This window comes from Intestinimonas butyriciproducens (assembly GCF_016901775.1).
GTDB lineage: Bacteria > Bacillota > Clostridia > Oscillospirales > Butyricicoccaceae > Pseudobutyricicoccus.
On sequence record NZ_JACJKW010000029.1, the window covers coordinates 1 to 17,509 of the forward strand.

Annotated in this window: 16 protein-coding genes; 7 read left to right on the plus strand and 9 right to left on the minus strand. The window is 57.0% G+C overall.

From position 1 onward, the window contains the following. The first annotated feature begins 326 nt into the window (after positions 1–326). The gene (locus H6A25_RS11785; protein ID WP_204752321.1) at positions 327–1,487 is read left to right on the plus strand and encodes an amidohydrolase; all 1,161 of its coding nucleotides are present in this window, start codon (positions 327–329) and stop codon (positions 1,485–1,487) included. Positions 1,488–1,757: 270 nt separating this feature from the next. Here H6A25_RS11785 and H6A25_RS11790 read toward each other — a convergent pair whose 3' ends face one another. The 6 genes from H6A25_RS11790 to H6A25_RS11815 all read right to left on the minus strand — a co-directional run bounded on the left by H6A25_RS11790 (position 1,758) and on the right by H6A25_RS11815 (position 7,872). Then, entirely contained in the window at positions 1,758–2,675 is a 918-nt protein-coding gene (locus H6A25_RS11790; RefSeq protein WP_204752322.1) for a DMT family transporter, read from the minus strand. Between the two features lie 43 nt (positions 2,676–2,718). After that, positions 2,719–3,942 carry an MFS transporter gene (locus H6A25_RS11795; RefSeq protein ID WP_204752323.1) on the minus strand — a complete coding sequence of 408 codons (1,224 nt, stop codon included), beginning with the start codon at positions 3,940–3,942 and terminating at the stop codon, positions 2,719–2,721. 76 nt (positions 3,943–4,018) lie between these two features. Further along, positions 4,019–5,254 carry an MFS transporter gene (locus H6A25_RS11800; RefSeq protein WP_204752324.1) on the minus strand — a complete coding sequence of 412 codons (1,236 nt, stop codon included), beginning with the start codon at positions 5,252–5,254 and terminating at the stop codon, positions 4,019–4,021. A 194-nt stretch (positions 5,255–5,448) separates the two neighbouring features. After that, positions 5,449–6,405 (minus strand): biotin-dependent carboxyltransferase family protein, encoded by a 957-nt coding sequence (locus H6A25_RS11805; protein ID WP_204752325.1) that lies wholly within the window; start codon positions 6,403–6,405, stop codon positions 5,449–5,451. Next, positions 6,402–7,097 (minus strand): 5-oxoprolinase subunit PxpB, encoded by a 696-nt coding sequence (gene pxpB, locus H6A25_RS11810; RefSeq protein ID WP_204752326.1) that lies wholly within the window; start codon positions 7,095–7,097, stop codon positions 6,402–6,404. The genes H6A25_RS11805 and pxpB overlap by 4 nt, the downstream gene beginning before the upstream one ends. Before the next feature lie 4 nt (positions 7,098–7,101). Beyond that, on the minus strand, positions 7,102–7,872 hold the full coding sequence (locus tag H6A25_RS11815) for a LamB/YcsF family protein (RefSeq protein WP_204752327.1): 771 nt from the start codon (positions 7,870–7,872) through the stop codon (positions 7,102–7,104). Positions 7,873–8,021: 149 nt separating this feature from the next. On the opposite strand from H6A25_RS11815, the gene H6A25_RS11820 reads away from it, so the two are divergent. After that, a complete protein-coding gene (locus H6A25_RS11820; protein WP_204752328.1) occupies positions 8,022–8,924 on the plus strand; it encodes an NAD(P)-dependent oxidoreductase in 903 nt (300 codons plus the stop codon). Positions 8,925–9,078: 154 nt separating this feature from the next. On the opposite strand, the gene H6A25_RS11825 is transcribed toward H6A25_RS11820, so the two are convergent. Next, positions 9,079–10,695, minus strand: coding sequence for an S-layer homology domain-containing protein (locus H6A25_RS11825; protein ID WP_204752329.1), 1,617 nt, complete (start codon positions 10,693–10,695; stop codon positions 9,079–9,081). Positions 10,696–10,975: 280 nt separating this feature from the next. On the opposite strand from H6A25_RS11825, the gene H6A25_RS11830 reads away from it, so the two are divergent. After that, positions 10,976–11,863 (plus strand): YhfC family glutamic-type intramembrane protease, encoded by an 888-nt coding sequence (locus H6A25_RS11830; RefSeq protein WP_204752330.1) that lies wholly within the window; start codon positions 10,976–10,978, stop codon positions 11,861–11,863. 52 nt (positions 11,864–11,915) lie between these two features. On the opposite strand, the gene H6A25_RS11835 is transcribed toward H6A25_RS11830, so the two are convergent. Together H6A25_RS11835 and H6A25_RS11840 are read right to left on the minus strand one after the other, a co-directional pair. Next, positions 11,916–13,013, minus strand: a complete 1,098-nt coding sequence (locus H6A25_RS11835; protein WP_204752331.1) for a DUF3048 domain-containing protein — start codon at positions 13,011–13,013, stop codon at positions 11,916–11,918. Positions 13,014–13,038: 25 nt separating this feature from the next. Then, positions 13,039–13,587 carry a DUF4364 family protein gene (locus tag H6A25_RS11840; RefSeq protein ID WP_204752332.1) on the minus strand — a complete coding sequence of 183 codons (549 nt, stop codon included), beginning with the start codon at positions 13,585–13,587 and terminating at the stop codon, positions 13,039–13,041. 143 nt (positions 13,588–13,730) lie between these two features. On the opposite strand from H6A25_RS11840, the gene mtnA reads away from it, so the two are divergent. From mtnA to H6A25_RS11860, 4 genes are all read left to right on the plus strand, one after another. Further along, positions 13,731–14,789, plus strand: coding sequence for an S-methyl-5-thioribose-1-phosphate isomerase (mtnA, locus tag H6A25_RS11845; protein ID WP_204752333.1), 1,059 nt, complete (start codon positions 13,731–13,733; stop codon positions 14,787–14,789). Between the two features lie 65 nt (positions 14,790–14,854). Continuing rightward, positions 14,855–15,508, plus strand: coding sequence for a DUF3298 domain-containing protein (locus tag H6A25_RS12995; protein ID WP_204752334.1), 654 nt, complete (start codon positions 14,855–14,857; stop codon positions 15,506–15,508). A gap of 91 nt (positions 15,509–15,599) precedes the next feature. Then, positions 15,600–16,187, plus strand: coding sequence for a hypothetical protein (locus tag H6A25_RS11855; protein ID WP_204752335.1), 588 nt, complete (start codon positions 15,600–15,602; stop codon positions 16,185–16,187). Positions 16,188–16,736: 549 nt separating this feature from the next. Further along, positions 16,737–17,509: ABC transporter substrate-binding protein (locus H6A25_RS11860; protein WP_204752336.1), on the plus strand; the 773-nt coding region annotated here is incomplete at its 3' end.

Consider the following 17,509-nt stretch of genomic DNA (forward strand, 5'->3'; position numbering starts at 1 on the left):
GCAAAGGGGACAAGCGAAAACATGGCCAATATACCACTTCGCTTCGCTTTGTGGTATCATAACCACAGAGCGGTTATGATACCGATTTCATGGCCGTTTTCTCGTCCCGTGAACGGGACAACCGAAAACATGGCCAATATACCACTTCGCTTCGCTTTGTGGTATCATAACCACAGAGCGGTTATGATACCGATTTCACGGCCGTTTTCTCGTCCCGCAAAGGGGACAACCGAAAACACGGCCAATATACCACTTCGCTTCACTTTGTGGTATAATAAAAAATACCGGGGCAAGTCCCGGCAGAATGAAAAGGAGAGTGACACAAGATGATCGCGATCAAAAACGGCAAAGTGCTCCAGCCCGACGGCAGCTTTCTGGACAACGCCACCGTTTTGGTGGAGGGTGGCCAGATCAAGGCAGTGGGCCAGCAGGTAGAGATCCCGGACGATGCTGAAATCGTGGATGCCACCGGCAAATGGGTGACCCCTGGCTTGATCGACGCCCATACCCATATTTCCACTTTCAACGAGCCCAACTGGCATCGTACCCGCAACGACGGCAATGAGATGAGCGGCCCCATTCAGTCTCATCTGCGGGGTCTGGATGCCCTCAACCCCTTTGACTATGCCATCGTGCCTGTGCGGGAAGCGGGCTTTACCACCTGCTATACCGGCCCTGGCTCGGGCAACCTGATCGGCGGCACCGGCGTGGCCTTCAAGCTGCGTGGCAAGGTGGCCGATGAGATGATCATCCCCGGTACCGAAGCCATGAAGATGGCTCTGGGCGAAAATGCCAAGACCAACTATGGCCCTCGGGATAAATCCCCCATGACCCGTATGGGCAATGCCGGCGTGTGGCGGGAAGCTCTGGCCAATGCCAAGAACTATTCCGACCGTCTGCTGGCTGTGGGCGACGACCGCACCAAGATCGGCAAATACGACTTTGAACTGGAAGCTCTGGTTCCCGTGGTTCGGGGCGAGATGCGCTGCCGTATCCATGCCCATCGGGCCGATGATATCTGCACCGCCATCCGTGTGGCCGAGGAGTTCAACCTGGACTACACCATCGAGCACGCCACCGAAGGCCACCTGATCGCCGATTATCTGGGCAAAAAGCAGGTGCGCTGCGTGGTGGGTCCCCTGCTTCTGCCTCCCGCCAAGATGGAGCTGTGGAACGCCAAGCCGGAAAATGCCCAGACCCTGATCGACGCCGGCTGCCTGGTGTGCCTCACCGCCGACACTTCCTCTGAGACCAAGTGGCTGAGAAGAGACATTGGTGTCTGCATCTCCTATGGCCTGGACGAGAAGGAAGCCTTCAAGGGTGTCACCGTCAACCCGGCCAAGCTCCTGGGCATCGAGGACAAAGTGGGTTCTCTGGAAGCCGGCAAGGACGCCGATGTGGTCATCTTCGACGGCCATCCCTTCAGCAACATGACCCGCTGCGTCTTCACCATGATCGACGGCGAAGTCTATCACAACCAGCTGTAAAACTTGGTACATACAGAAAAAATCCCCGGTTTCCCGGGGATTTTTTTCTTTCAAAAAAGTGGCAGAAGCCACTTTTTTGGATTGCCGCAAGGGTCTGCGTGCACGCCTTCGGCGCACACTGGCCCCTTGATAGGTGCAAAAAGCTGCGCACAGGTCGCAGCTTTTTGCAGATTGATTCGGGGTAGGGCAAAGGCCTTTTTACAGGATGGCTTTTCCCATAGTCTCAACTTTTCGGGAAACCGGGGATTTTTTTTATGCCGTAGACGCAGTTTAGTGTTTGACCCGCAGAGCTTCTTTCTGCTCGTTGAGCACATAAAAACCCAAGCCCAGTATCATGATGGCAGCGCCCAGGTACATGGGCAGGGTGGGCACTTCTCCCAGGAGGAAGAAGCCGGTAAACACGGTGAACACCGGTCCCGCCAGGTTGATCACCGATACCGAAGCCGGGCGGGCATAGCGCAAGGCCCAGATGGGAATGGACAGGGCCATCAGGGTGCACACCCAGGCCAGCAGGATCAGATAGAGGATGGCCAGCGGGGGCAGATGGAAATCAGCTCCCTTGGAAAAAGCATAAACACCAGTGCACAAAGCGCCGATGGAATACTCCATGGCCAGCAGGGGAAGAAGATCCAGGGTGCGGCGCACCGCTCTTCCCAGCACGGTGTTTCCTGCATTGAACAGGGAGGACAGCAGGATGAAAAGCACCGCCAGAAAAGCCGAGCTTTCCCCCAGGTTGTCCGAGCCGATGACCATGACGCCGATCAGGCATACCCCGATGCCCGCCAGGGAGCGGAGGGAGGTTTTTTCCCGGAGAAAAAGGAAGGAAAAGAGCACCACGAACACCGCCGAGGAATTGCCCAGGGTATTGGCCACAAAGGCGCTGGCCCCTTTCACCATGGCTTCGGCCCAGAACAAAAGACCGGCGCAGCGGCACAGGGCGTAGGCGATGACCCCTGCAAAGACCTTGGGGGAAATGGAGCGCAGGTTTTGCCGGCTTTCCTTCCGGGACAGGAGCAGAGGCACCAGCAGCAGGCTGACAAAGAGCATCCGGTAGAAGGTGATCACCGCCGAATCCACCCCCAGATCCACCAGCAGGCGGAGGATGGGAGAAATGAAGGAACCGGCAAAGGTGCCCAGCAGACAGATGGCATAGACCCGCAAAAGCTGGCGGGAGGAATTTTGATTCATGGAAAAGACTTCCTTTCACGCAGGGGATGGGGAAACAGAATGCTCAGCGGCGGGCAGACAGGGGGGAAGGGACATTTTTCCGCTGATAGACAAAGGCAAACAAAGTGGCCAGCAGCAAAATAATGCCGGCAAAGACGAAGGACAGGCTGGCGCCCTTGGCATAGAGGAAACCGGCGGTGAGGGAGCCGATGATACCGCCCAGGGACTTTGTGGCGTTGTAAAAGCCCATCACCAGGTTAGAGTCGTTGCCCTCGGCCTTTTTGGCCACCATGTCCTGAAGCAGGGGGATGGACACGGCGTTGAAGGCATAAAACACCACATTGACAACCAGGAAGGGGATGCGCAGTTCGTCCAGAAAGAGCACGGCAAAAATGGTCAGGGTGCAGGCCATGAGCACATAGGCCACCGACCGGTTGACCTTGCCCCGGCGGATGATGGACATACAAATGGTGGCGTTGGCCACCAGAGAGATAAAGCCGATGACACCCTTGATGGCTCCGTTGTAGGCCGAGGTGAAGCCGAACTGGTCTTTGATGAAATAGTTGAAGCACTGGTCATAGGCGGTATAGCCCAGGTTCTGCAGCGCCGTGACGGTAAAGAGGGTGGCAAAGAGGGCCGTCATAAACTGGCGGCTTTGCAGAAAGGCGGCAAAGGGGTTGGCATCCCGCACCAGGGTGCGCCGGGTGAGGGGCTGGGAAGCGATCTCCGGCCGCCGGTCGTCCCGGCAGAACAGGAAGAAGAGCAGGCCGCTGGAAGCCAGACAAAAGACCTGGGGCAGGAAGGCGGCCCCCAGGGAGAACTCGCCCAGAAATCCGCCGATCAGGTAGCCGAAGGCAGCGCCCACGCTCTGGATGGTGGCCAGAATGGTGAGGTTGCGGCCCCGCTCCATATCGGAGGAGGTGTTGACCACATAGATCAGGCAGGCCACCGAAGCGCCGCTGATGAAAAAGCCGGAAATGCACCGGGCGGCGATGATCAGCCCTTCGGTGTGGGCCAGGAAGAAGAGCAGCTGGCCGCAGGCATAACCGCAGCCGCAGATGAGCAGGGTCATGCGGCTGGAGATATAGCCGGACAGCTTGCCCCAGAAGGGGGAAAAGAGGAAGTTTGTGGTCTGCATGGCGGCAAAGGCCACGCCAAACATATAATCGCTGAGATGGTAAACCTGGATGAGGGTGGGGGTCACCGGATGGGCGAAATTGGCCGCCAGGTTATAGAGGATGAGCACCAGGAAGAAAAAGATCATAGGCGGTGGGGATGATTGTTTCATGGCAGGGGAAAACTCCTTTCAGATGGACAAAAAGAGAGGCGGCCGGGACATGCCGGGCCGCCCCTGGAAAGAGAACTCAGCGGGAGGAAGCCGGAGTCTGCTCCGGGCTTTCTGCAGGTTCTTTCATCTTGGAATAGATGGTGGAGAAAATCACAGCGCCGAAGAACACCACGGCGGTGACCACAAAAGTCAGCTTGGAATTGACGGTGTAGAGGAAACCGGCAGACAACGAGCCGATGATGCCGCCCAAGGATTTGGTGGCGTTGTAAAAGCCCATGATCAGGTTACTGTCCTTGCCGTTCTGGGCCCGCTTTGCCACCATATCCTGAAGCAGGGGGATGGATACAGCGTTGAAGGCATAGAACAGAACGCTCACCGTCATGAAGGGCACCACAGCATTGGAGAACACCACGCCCAGGCTGGTCAGGGTGCAGGCCAGGAGCACATAGATCACCGAGCGGCGCACATTGGTGCGGCGGATCATCCACATGCAGATGGTGGCGTTGGCTGTCAGGGACACAAAGCCGATGACGCCTTTGATCAGGCCGTTGTATTTGGAGGTCAGGCCAAATTCGTCTTTGATGAAGTAGTTGAAGCACTGTTCAAAGGCGTTGTAGCCCACATTCTGCAAAACGGTGACGGTGAAAAGCACGGCAAAGAGAATGGACATGAACTGCCGGCTCTGGATAAAGGCGGAGAAGGGGTTGGCATCGTGGATCAGATCGCCCATCTGCAGCTTGCCCATGCCCGCTTTCCGGTCGTCTTTGCAGAAGAGGAAGAAAAACACGCCGCAGGCAGCCAGACAGATGGATTGAGCGGCAAAAGTGACGCCCAGGCCGATCTCTCCCAGAAATCCGCCCGCAAAATAGCCGAAGGCTCCGGCCACGCTTTGGATGGTGGCGGAAATGGTCAGGTTTTTGCCCCGATCATTGTCGGAAGAGGTGTTGACCACATAGGTGAGAAAGCTGACGAAGGCGCCGCCGGTAAAGAAACCGGCAAAGGCCCGGGCGAAGATCACCATGGCCTCGGTGCGGGCCATGCCGAAGAGGGCTTGTCCCACAGCGTAGCCGATGCCGCAGACCAGCATGGCCTGGCGGCTGGAAATGTAATTGTTCAGCTTGCCCCAGAAGGGAGAAAAGAGGAAGTTTGTGGTCTGCATAGCCGCCAGCGCCACACCGAACATATAATCGTTCAGATCATATTCCTTGATGAGGGTGGGGGTCACCGGGTGGGCGAAACTGGCCGCCACGAAAAAGGCGGAGAGCACCACAAAAAACAGAAACATATGGTTGGATCGGGATTTTTGCTGCATGCCGTTCTTCCTTTCCCGCAATGAACCGGGCAGCCCTGCACCGCCCGGCTCCATCGCTTTTTACTTGATGCATCGCAACATTGAATAATGTTACAAAACTATTTATTATTTTATCGCTTGGAGCGGGGTGTAAGTCAATGGTGCAATGAACAAAAATTCTCCCTTTCCATTGGGCACTTTACCATGTGGCCACATTACCACAGCCCAGGGGGCATCTCCAGAGCGTCCCGGAGAGCGGAAAGGGCCCGGCGGCGCTTGGCCATTTCCTGGTGGGCCTCTTCTGTGGTGATGGCGGCAAAGGTGATCCTGTCTCCCGGGCGGCACTGGGCCAGCACCGGCAGGTCAAAGGAGGCCACGGTGGCGATCTTTCCATAGCCGCCGGTGGTCTGCCGGTCGGCCATCATGATCAGCGGGGTGCCGTCGGGCACCTGCACCGAGCCCATGGCCACGCCGTCGGAGAGGATGTTGCCGTCAAAGCCTTCACTCCGCTCAATGGCCGGGCCTTCCAGGCGGTAGCCCATCCGGTCGCAGCTTTGCCCCAGGGTGTATTCCTTCTGGAGGAAGGTCCGCTTTCCCCGGGAAGAGAAGCAGTCATCCTGGGGGCCCATGATCACATGGATCACCGGCACGCCCTCCGGCAGAGGATAGGAAGCGCTTCTCTTGTCCATGGCATTGAGCCAGAACTGGGGCTCCCGCAAAGGCAGCGTATCTCCCTTCTGGATGGCCCGCCCCTGAAAACCGCCGAAAGCGCCTTTCAGGTAGGTGGAGCGGCTGTTCATCACAAGGGGCACATCAAAGCCGCCGTTTACTGCAAGATAACACCGGAATCCCCCTTTGCAGGCGCCCACCTGCAAAACGCTGCCTTTGGGGGCGGAATAGGCCCGGTTCATTTCAAGGGGCACACCGTCCAGGGTGGGGGAAAATTCCCCGCCGGAGAGGGCAAAGGCCACCGGGGTTTCAAAGCGCAGCGTGGGCCCCAGACCGGTGATCTCCAGGCAGGCCTCCCCCATATCATTTCCCGCCAGCAGGTTTGCGGTGTGGAGGGCCAGGCTGTCCATGGCCCCGGCCACAGGCACCCCGTATTTCTGGTAGCCCAGGCGCCCTTCATCCTGCAAGGTGGTGAGCAGGCCGGGCTGCAATACAGTGATCATGCTCTTTTCCCCTCCTTCTCTTCCATCTTGCGGAAGGTCTCTTCATCAATGGGCACGAAGCGGATGCCGGCACCGGCGGAAAGCAAAATGGGCTGTTCCCTTTGGGGGTCGAACAGGCGCAGGGGGGTGCGGCCGATGAGCTGCCAGCCGCCGGGGGAGACGATGGGATAGACCCCGGTCTGCTCGCCCGCAATGCCCACCGAGCCCGCCGGGATATGAATGCGGGGTTCCTTCCGCCGGGGTGCGGCGATGGAGGGGTCCATGCCTCCCAGATAGGGAAAACCGGGAGTGAAGCCCAGCATATAGATCCGGTATGTAGGGGCGGTGTGCCGGGCGATGACCTCTTCCGGGGTCAGAGAGCAATGCTGGGCCACTTCTTCTAGATCCGGGCCATATTCCCCGCCGTAGCACACCGGAATTTCCACCACCGGAAGTTCTTCCGTTTCCTCTGGGCCTCCCTGGGTCAGGGAAAGGAGCAGCTGTTTCAGCTCTTCATAGGAGAGTACCTCCGGCCGGTAGTGGACGGTGGCCGAGCGGTAAGTGGGCACCACTTCTGTAATGGCCGGATGGGAAAGCTCTTCCACTTTCCGGGCAAAGGCGTGGACCTGCCGGTTGATATGCTCGTCGATGGTGCTTCCCCATTCCACCGTGACGGCCTGATCGCCGCAGGGGAGAAAACGCACATTTCCCATGGCTTTACCTCACAAAAGAGCCGAAGCTCTGGCAGGCGATGCCCTCTTCCGCAAGACGGCTGCGGATGGCGGTGACAAAGGCGATGGCGCTTTCGTTGTCTCCGTGGACGCAGATGCTGTCGCACTGCACCGGGATATCTTCCCCGTTTGTGGCCTGCACCTTGCCTTCTTTGATCATGCGCACCACCCGATCCAGAGCCACCTGGGTGTCGTGGATCACGGCGCCCGGCTGACTGCGGGGAGCCAGGTTGCCGTCAGGGGCATAGGCCCGGTCGGCGAAAAATTCCCGGGCGCAGGGCACGCCCATTTCCTTTGCGGCCTGCTCCATCTGGCTGCCCGCCAGGGCCAGGATGATCAGCTGGGAATCGAAATCCCGGCAGGCCCGGCACATGGCCTCGGCCAGCCGGATGTCTTTGCCCGCCATGTTATAAAGGCTGCCGTGGGCCTTTATGTGCTGCACTTCCAGACCCTGGGAGCGGGCAAAGGCATAGAGCGCTCCCAGCTGGTACTTTACATAGGCATAGACCTCCTGGGGGGAAGCCTTGATCTCCCGGCGGCCGAAGCCCAGCAGATCGGGAAAGCCCGGGTGGGCTCCCACAGCCACATGGTGCTGTTTGGCCATGGCCACGGTTTTCTCCATCACCAGGGGATCACCGGCGTGCCAGCCACAGGCGATGTTCACCGAGGTCACATGGGGAACCACTTCTTCATCCAGTCCAATGCGGTAGGCGCCAAAGCTTTCGCCCAGGTCACAGTTCAGATCGATGCGATCCATAAAATATCACCTCTCTGAAAAAATGATAGCACACCCCCTTTCCTTTTTCCACCGGCGGGAAAAATTCCGAAGGAAAAAAAGCGGGGTTTTCAAAAAAGGAAAATGGTGCTATCATGCAGTCAGAACCAAGGAAAAAGGAGGCAGAAGCCATGTTTGAAAAACTGGTGGCCATTGAGCCTATCGGGGTGGACGCAGAGCATGTGGAAAAGCTCAAGACCCTGTGCCGGGAATATGCGGCCTATGAGGACATTCCCCAAAGCCCGGAAGAGGTGATCCGCCGCATCGGGGACGCCGACGGAGTGCTGGTATCCTTTACCACCCTCATCCCCCGGGCGGTGATTGAGGCCTGTCCCAACATCCGGTACATCGGGATGTGCTGCAGCCTGTACGATGAGCAAAGCGCCAATGTGGACATTCCCTGCTGCCGGGAAAAGGGCATCGCCGTTGCCGGCATCCGGGATTATGGCGACCCGGGGGTCACCGAGTTTGGCATCAGCCGTCTGGTGGATCTGCTCCATGGCTTCGGGGAGCATCAGTGGAAGGAGCGCCCCACCGAGCTGACCGGTGTGAAATGCGGCATTGTGGGTCTGGGCACCACCGGCATCCTCATGGCCGATGCCCTTCGGTTTTTCGGGGCGGAGGTCTATTATTACAGCCGCACCAGAAAGCCGGAACAGGAAGAGAAGGGCTTTACCTATCTCCCGCTGCCGGAGCTTTTGGAAAAATGCGAGATCATCTCCACCCATCTGAACAAAAACACCATTTTGCTCCATGAAAAGGAGTTTGAGCAGATGGGGAATGGAAAGATCCTGCTGAACACCGCCATTGGCCCCTCTTTCCATGTGCCTGCACTGAAAAAATGGCTGGAGGGAAGCCGGCAGAACTATTATATCTGCGATGAGACCGGCATGACCGGCTGCCATGAGGAGCTTGCAAACCTGCCCCATGTGCTGTATACGCCCCGGTATGCCGGCTCGGGAGTCCAGTGCACCCAGCGCCTGAGCCAGAAAGTGACGGAGAATGTGGAAAATTTTTTAAAAGAGCATAAATAGGTTTTTCTTGCAGATACTCTTTGTGTACCCCATGGGAAAACAAAAAAACAAGGCCTGGGGACCCCTATGGGCGCAGTCCCTGCGGGAACAGGCCAGAAATGCAAAGAAAAGGCCCGGCGAAAAAAGCCGGGCCTTTTTGCGTGTGTTGGAAAAATCAGACTTTCTGATAGAGACGGTAGAGCAGCAGGATGCTCTGCTCCACTGTGCAGGACTGTTTGGGAGAAGCGGTAGATTGGGAGGTGCCGTTCATGATGGCGTTGGCGGCCAGCTTGCCCACCCCTTCCACCGCCCAATCGGAGATCTGGGCTTTGTCCTGGAAGGCCTCCACCGAGCCGGCCGCAGGAGTCAGCGCCTTGTCGGTCTCTTTTTCCATGTACTGCACTGCCCGGTAGATCATGGTGGCGATCTGTTCCCGGTTGGTGGTGGTCTTGGGCTCAAATGTTCCGTCGCCCATACCGGTGATGATACCGGCCTCATAGGCTTTCAGAATGGCCGGGCTGGAAGTGTCGCTGAAAGTGTCCGAGGGGGCCTGGGCAAGTTCCTTGCCCAGGGCCTTTTCAGTGAGGTTGACAATCAGCTGGGCGAACTGCTCCCGGGTGATGGCCTGGGTAAAGGCCGGCTGGTCGGTGAGGGCGGGGATCAGTCCCAGAATGTTGGCGGCGTCAAATTCTTCCTTGGCCCAGGAGGACACTTTTTCGTTGTCGATCAATGCCTGGGCGAAAAGGCCGTCTCTTTGCCAGAAACGGCAGGTATAGGACTGCATGGCGGCGGCCAGCCAGCCGCCGGGATTTTTCAGCAGACGGCGCTGGGCATCCTGCTCCAGGTCATAGGGCACGCTTTGCTCAAAGCTGTCCTTATCTTCCACCGCAATCCACACAAACTGGAAGCCGCCGCTGGCCAGGGCGGAGAAGTAGGAGGCAAAAGGATATTCCTTGGTTTCCCAGGGGGCCAGATCGATGTCAAAATAGTGGATCTGGGCAGCGGTGGCTTCTCCCTGGTCATTGGAGATGCAGGAGATCAGCCCATAGCGGCCCTGGATGGGGCTTTCGGTGTTGTTTGTCACATTCACCTGGTAGGCAGCGCCGTTGTAGAACACATTTTCATCCCCTATGCCGGGGTACATGGCGTCTTCTCCTGCATAACCGGTGACAGAGAAGACCAGCGGCTCCACATCTTCCTCATAGGGTTCATCGGGCATATAGCCGTTGTCGCCAATGAGGTACAGGCCCTGACTCATGCCTTCCACGCTCTTCCAGCTGTCGGTGAGGGCGCCGGTTTTGTCAATGTGGGCCACTTGCCAGGTGCCCGAGGAATAGGTGGGGAAAGAGCCGGAAAGATCCTCTTTGGCCGGATAGTATTCTTTCAGCACGGTGGCCTTTCCATTCTTGAAATAGCCCACATACACCGTGCCCATCAGATCGTGGTAGCCGAACTGGCAGGGGATGCGGATGGCGCCGGTTTTGTCGATGTAGCCCACCTTGCCGGTGTTCTTGTCAATGACAGCGGCCAGCCCGTCAAAAAAGTCGTATACATAGGAGAAGCGGCCCTGGTTCAGATCCACGATGTTGGACTGCTGGTCCATATACATCCACACACTGTCCACCAGCACCGGCTTCAGCCCTTCCCGGAAGGGACGGGAGCCGTATTCCTCCACCTGAGCCCGCATCTCCGCTGCGGCCTGGGGCTGGGGAAGGGAAGCGGCCGACGCCGGCAAAGCCAGGGAAGCCGTGGTCAGCGCTGCCAGCAATAGGGCGATCCAACTTTTTTTCATCTTGCTCATCCTTTCTGTTTTTCGCGTCCTGCGCAATAAAATTTCCAGACAAAGTATAGCATATGGAACGAAGTTCCACAAGAAAATTTTCCAGTTCCAGGATGGGAGGAGTGGGAAGCGGGCAGAAAGGGGGACTTTTTTGACGAAATGGGGCGGCAGGTGAAAACAAGTTGTGAAGAATGGTGCATGGCCGTTGACAGGGGCCACCCGGGACGCTACACTAAAAACCATGCGTATACCACAGAAGGGCGGCCTGGCCGCAGAAGGAGGAATGGAATAAATGGTAAGCGTAGGCTCCATCCTGGCGATGATCTTCACCTTGACGGCGGCCTTTTTTCTGCCCATCATCGGGGCGGTGGTGCTGTGTGCCGCAGGGAAACTTTCCTGGCGCAGCCTGATCACCGGCTTTTTCTTCTATGCGGTGCTCCAGGCGCTGTTCCGTCTGCCGGTGCTGTGGCTGCTTTATCAGATCCCCGGCGTACAGTCTTTTGCCTACAGTCTGGTGGGCAACGCGCTGCTTATGGCCATCACCACCGCCTTTTTTGAAACGGCCGCCCGGTTTCTGGGGGGACGGCTGGTGCTGGGGCGGAAAGGGCGGAGCATCACCCCCGGGGACAGCATCGGCTATGGCCTGGGCCACAGCATTGCCGAAACCTTTTTCCTCATGGGTCTCAGCTATTTCGGCAATCTGATGCTGGCTTTTGCCATCAATCAGAATGGCCTGTCCAATTATAGCGAAGTATTCGGCCAGGAAGCGGCGGTACAGGTCTATCAGGTGCTCACCGGCACCCCGGCCCTGGAATTTGCTGCCGGAGGCGTGGAGCGGATTTTCTATACCATCATCCAGATCGTCCTCACCGGCCTTGTGTTCCATGGACTCCGTCGCCGCAGCATAAAGCCGGTGCTGCTGGCCGCCCTGGCCCATTTTCTCACCGTGTTCGGCACCGCCATACTCCAGCCCCATGGGGTGTGGGTGGGCGAAGTCTACATCTTCCTTATGGCTATGGTGCTGCTTCTGGGTCTGGCTCCCATGCCGTGGCCACGGCGGAAGGCGCCCGCCGTTCCGGAGGGAATGGAAGAGCCTTTGGCGCCGGAGGAGCTGGAAAAAGCAAAAACGGAAGAAAGCCGGGAAAAAGCAGAGCCCCAGCCTTCCCGGGAGGAAACATAACAACATATACAAAATGCCGCTCCTGTATTTCAGGAGCGGCATTTGCTTTTTTTTATTCAATGATAATGTCGTCGGTCTCAGTGACCACCGAGAAAAAAGAGCGACCCGGCCGCACTTGCAGGGGACTTCCCCTTTCATCGAATAGCTCCAGGGGAGAGGTGCTGCCGTCCTTTTTCCAGGCAATGGGCACGAAGCGGCCCTCGCTGCAATAAAAGCCCTGGCCCTCGCCGGTGGTGTCCACTTCCACCAGGTGCAGTTCACTCCCCGGTACATCGGTAAGCGGCATCCGCAAAACGAACACATTTTCAAAAGCCAGCTGGGTGTCGTACCAGGCGTCCATCTGAGGTTTTCCGTATCGATACCGCAGATAGACACCATGCTGAGGATCGTATTCAAAATAGGGTTTGTGATTTTGGGAGAAGGTCACCTGCACCCGCTGGGCGCTGGCCCCATTTTTGGCGCTGTGTTCCTGGGAGAAAGAGAAGAAGGGAGAATCACTGCCGCGGGACAGATCCTGGCTGAGAGTGCTCAGCGCCTCATCGATCCGCTCGCCGCCGGTGATGACGCTGTGTTCCAGCCCCAGCTCTTTCCGGCGGCTGGGGTCCCGGACAAACAGGCTGCCTTCCCATCCATCCCGGATGCCGTCCATGGCGATGAGGCCTTCTTTTCGCTCCCGGGCGATCTTTTCATAGGCGGGCACACTGCCGCCGAAATGGAGATACAGGGCGTCAAAGCCCCGGGCCATATCGATAAAATAGGGCCGGGCCGAGCGTACCGAACCCAGGGCCTCCACAGAGGAAGGATCCTGAAACAGAGCCAGAAACCGGGTGATCCGCCCTTCGGCGATCATTTCAAAGATCACATCGGCCTGGGAGATGCCCCACTGAGGCAGGCTACCAAAGCTGTTGCTGATCATCACCCCCACCGGCTTTTGGGAAACGGTGTTTTCCGTCATGCCCGCTTCCAGTCCGGTGAGGGGATTGAGGGGACCCTGGGGAATTTCCGGCTCCGGCTCTTTGGGTTCTTCTGTGGGGGGCGGGGCGGGTTGTTCCTGGGTCTTTTCCGGCGGAGGCTCGGTTTTTTGCCAAAAGGCGCAGCCGGAAAGCAGCAGGGCAAAGAGAAGGCAAAGGGACACAAAACGGGAACGCATCAAAAGACCTCCCTTGTGTTCTTGTTTATTCCTCAGAGGATTTTTCAGCCAGCAGGATCTTCAGAATATCGCTGTATACCGATTCGGCATTCTGGCGGAAATTTTCCTCCACCCGGGCGCATTGACGGCTGTTCATCACCAGCACATCCATGGAGAGCACCGTTTCCTGGGGATCGCTGATGGCCAGATGCACCTGGAAGGTGCCGTTTTCCCCAGGGGTGTGGAAGGCGGTGATGGAGGAATCCCTGCGGATCTTTCGCACCACCCGGCGGGCGGCCGCCTGGGCCTTGTCCCGCACACTGATAGGAAGATCCTCCTGGAAGATCTGGGCGGCCTCCCGGCCCAAAGGGGTGATGGTATAGACGGCCTTGCCCTCCTCGTCCTCCAGGCGGCGCACATGACCGGTGCTTTGCAGCTCGGCAAAGGCCTCGGAAAACTCGAAATAGCCGAAGGCGTCGTCGATGAGGCAGATGTCCAGCAGATCCGGTTCACCCACAGGGAAGGGCAGCTGGCTCATGGCAAAGAGGATAAAATATTTGATGTCGTCTTTTTCACGGAGATAACCGGTGGTCATAGGCAGTTCTCCTTTTCGGGTTTGAATGAAAATTCACTCTATATATAGTATACCATATTGTATTCACAAAAAGGAAGAAAGAAAACTTGCTTTCCCCGCTTTGCCCCTCCATAATAGAGAAAAAGAAAAAAGGAGGAAATACCATGGAGGACAGACTGCGGCCCAACTGGTTTGACCGGGAAGCGGGTGTGCTGCGCATTGTGGACCAGACCCTTTTGCCGGGGGAAGTGAAGTACCAGGCGCTGAAAACAGCGGAGGAGGTGTGGACAGCCATCCGCATGTTGCAGGTGCGGGGGGCTCCGGCCATTGGGGTAGCCGCCGCTTACGGAGCCTGGCTGGGGACGCGGGAGAAAAATCCCCGGAATCCTCAGGAGCTGGAAAAAGCATTGGAGGATACCTGTGCCTATCTGAAAACCGCCCGGCCCACAGCGGTCAATCTTTCCTGGGCCCTCTCCCGGATGGAAAAATGTCTGGCTGCCTGCCCCCATGAGTGGGATGTGTCCGCCTGCTTGGATGCTCTGTTGCAGCAGGCCGATTCCATTTTGCAGGAGGATGAAAAACAGAACCTGTCCATTGCCCGCCATGGTCTGTCCCTTTTGCAGCCGGGCATGGGACTTCTGACCCATTGCAATGCAGGAGAGCTGGCTACCTCCCGGTGGGGGACGGCTCTGGGGCCCATTTTGCTGGGGCAGCAGGAGGGCTATGGTTTTCATGTGTATGCCGATGAGACCCGGCCTCTTCTCCAGGGGGCCCGGCTCACTGCCTTTGAACTTTGCCGGGCCGGGGTGGATGTGACTCTCCAGTGTGACAGCATGGCGGCCAGTCTCATGGCGGCGGGAAAAATCCAGGCTGTGCTGGTGGGGTGCGACCGGGTGGCCCGCAATGGGGATACCGCCAATAAGATCGGCACATTGTCCTTAGGGGTATTGGCCCGTCACTATGGCATCCCCTTTTATGTGCTGGGTCCCACCAGCACGGTGGATCTTTCCTGCGGAAGCGGGAAAGAGATCCCCATCGAAGAGCGGCCGGGAGAGGAGATCACTTCTCTTTGGTACCAGCAGCCCATGGCGCCCCAGGGGGTCAGGACCTATAACCCCGCCTTTGATGTAACCCCGGCTCAGCTGATTTCCGCCATTATCACCGAAAAAGGGGTTGTGACAGCTCCCTTTGAGGAAAGCCTCACAGCCATGGTTCAGGGATAAAAGAAGGAAAAGCAGGCACAAAATCCCTTTATGGTCCATAAAATGGCCATGAGGTGGTGAATCAAGTGAAGGAACAGAGTTTGCAGCGGGAAGGCTTTTTAGGAAAACGGAAGGTGCTTTGCTGTCAGGTGCGCTATCCCCTGCTGGAAAAAGGGGACGCTCCCGGGAGAGAAGACTGGCTTTCCGCCTTTTATGCCAGGCAGGCCCGGGAGAGCCTGGAGGGGCTTTGCAGGAAATGGTATCCGCTGGCCTGTCAGGCATCCCGCCGGCTGGGGGAGGATTTTTCTCCTGTGGAAGTGGGCCGGGAATATACAGTGATCTATCAGGGGGAGGACTTTTTCTCGGCCTTTCTGGACACCTTTGTTTTCCGTGGAGAGCGGGAGCTGGACCGAAGCCGGGTCAGCCACACCTTTTCTCTTTCCCAGGGCCGCTGTGTGCCTCTTCCTGCTCTTTTCCGTCCTGGGTATCCCTACCGCCAGACCATTTTGCATCAGGTGGAGCAGATGGTCTCCCGCCAGAGCCAGCGCCAGCCGGAGGAATATTATATCGATTGGCCACGGCTGCTTTCACCCCGGTTTTCTCCGGAGAATTTTTATCTGGCGTCGGAAGGGCTGGTGATTTATTATCCCCGCCGGGCATTGGGGCCTTCCCTGCTGGGGCTGCCCTCCTTTCTCCTGCCTTATCGCCTCTTTGGAAGCGGTCTGATTCCCGAGCTGTAACGCCCGGGAGGCATGGACAAAAAAGACCGGGCGTGGTACACTGAAAAGGCTGAAGCCAAGGAAATGTGCAGATACACAGGATGGGATGAATATGAGAAAGAAAAAAAGAAAGAACCGCCTGAAAAAGCGGCTGTGCCTGGCAGGCATTGCTGCCAGTGTGGTGCTGCTGGCTCTGGCTCTTTATATGGCTTTCCGGGCCGATTGCCTGCTGCCGGAGGGAATGTACCGGCAGCTGATTCCGGTGACCCAGGAGGATATGGCTCCTGCTTTGCCCAAAGGGAGTCTGGCTGTGGTCAACGAGCTGGAAACACCCCATGAGCGGGGCGTGGCCGCCTACCGGACAGAGGATGGTCAGGTAGCCTTCGGCCGGGTGAAAGGGGAAACGGTGGAAGAGTACACCCTGGGGTGTGACCAGGCGGATGAAACCTTCCAGGTGGAGCGGAGCCAGGTGCTGGGGGCCGTAGGGGTCTATGTCTCCGGACTGGGTGCTTTGGTGACAGTGCTGTCCACCTATCGTCTCACCCTGGCCGCAGCGGTGGCTCTCTATCTTCTTTTCCTGGCGGCCATGGTGTGCACCAGAGGCCCCCGCCGCAGAGCCAAGCGCCGCCGGGAGCTGATAGAACTCTTTGCTTTTTATGGGGAAAAATACGATCTGGAAGAGGCCGATATTGATTATTAAGAAGAAGCCCTGCCGAAGAATGCGGCGGGGCTTCTTTTTGTCTGGAATTTGCCGGGAAGATGAAGGAAGTATTACATAAAAGTGAAAGCTTGGAGAAAAAGGAGACATGGACCGGAGAAAAATTCACAAAAAAGAAATATTAGAAACAGAGAGTTAATAAATAAGAAACAAAATGGCGGAAAAATGGGAAAATATACCTCTTCCCCGAAAGGGGAGGTTGAGAGATAAAGAAATTTATGGATAACTGGCAAAAATGGAAATGAAAACTTATGGAAAATAACCAAAAAATGAACAAATTGCAAACAAATAAAAAAGACAAAACTGTTGAAAAATGACAGGAAAAGGAGAAAAAAATTGTGCATTACTGGGGAAAGTGACCAGTAATTATGACATGGGGCCAAAGTTCCGGTTGCAATAAAATATTACAACATATATAATCAAATCACGAACACAGCTTCCGGAATTGTGCACAGTGCTGAGGTTCTGTTATGGCTCTATCCGGCGGTCGGCAACGGTCGCCGGCAAAAAATTTTATGAGGTGAGAACATTATGAGAAAGAGGAATTTGCGTGCCATCAGCTTGCTGCTGGCGGGCGTCATGTCCCTGGGCCTCTTCGCCGGCTGCTCCAGCGACGGCGGCGGCGAAAAAGATCCCGGCAAGGGCGGCGGCGACAAAGACAGCATCGTCATCGCCACCATGGGCGAGACTCCCTCCCTGTCCCCCACCGAGCACAACGCTGTGGCCGGTTCTTACATGAACCTGCTGACCTACAACACCCTGTTCAGCTCCGATATGGAGATGCAGCCCCAGCCCGATCTGGCTGAGAGCTATGAGAATGTGGACGAAAGCACCTGGCATTTCAAGATTAGAGAAGGTGTCAAGTTCCACAACGGCGACACTATGACAGTGGATGATGTGGTGGCTTCCCTCCAGTGGGCTCAGGGCTTTGCCGAAGTCAACCTGTACAACAAGAACTTCGTTTCCATCTCCAAGGTGGACGACAGCACTGTTGAGATCAAGACCGATGGCCCCGACGCCATGGTTCTGTTGAACCTGTGCCATCACGGCAACGCCATCGTTCCCAAGAAGCTCATCGACGAAGGCCATGACTTCAACACCGATCCCATCGGCACCGGCCCCTACAAGCTGGTGGAGTGGAAGCGGGGCGACAGCCTGGAATTCGAAGCTTTCGAAGACTACTATAAGGGCGCTCCCAAGATCAAGAACATGACCTGGAAGATCATCCCCGAAGGCTCTTCCCGTACCATCGCTCTGGAAGCCGGTGAAATCGACTTCATCGTGGAAGTGGAAGCCATGGACGC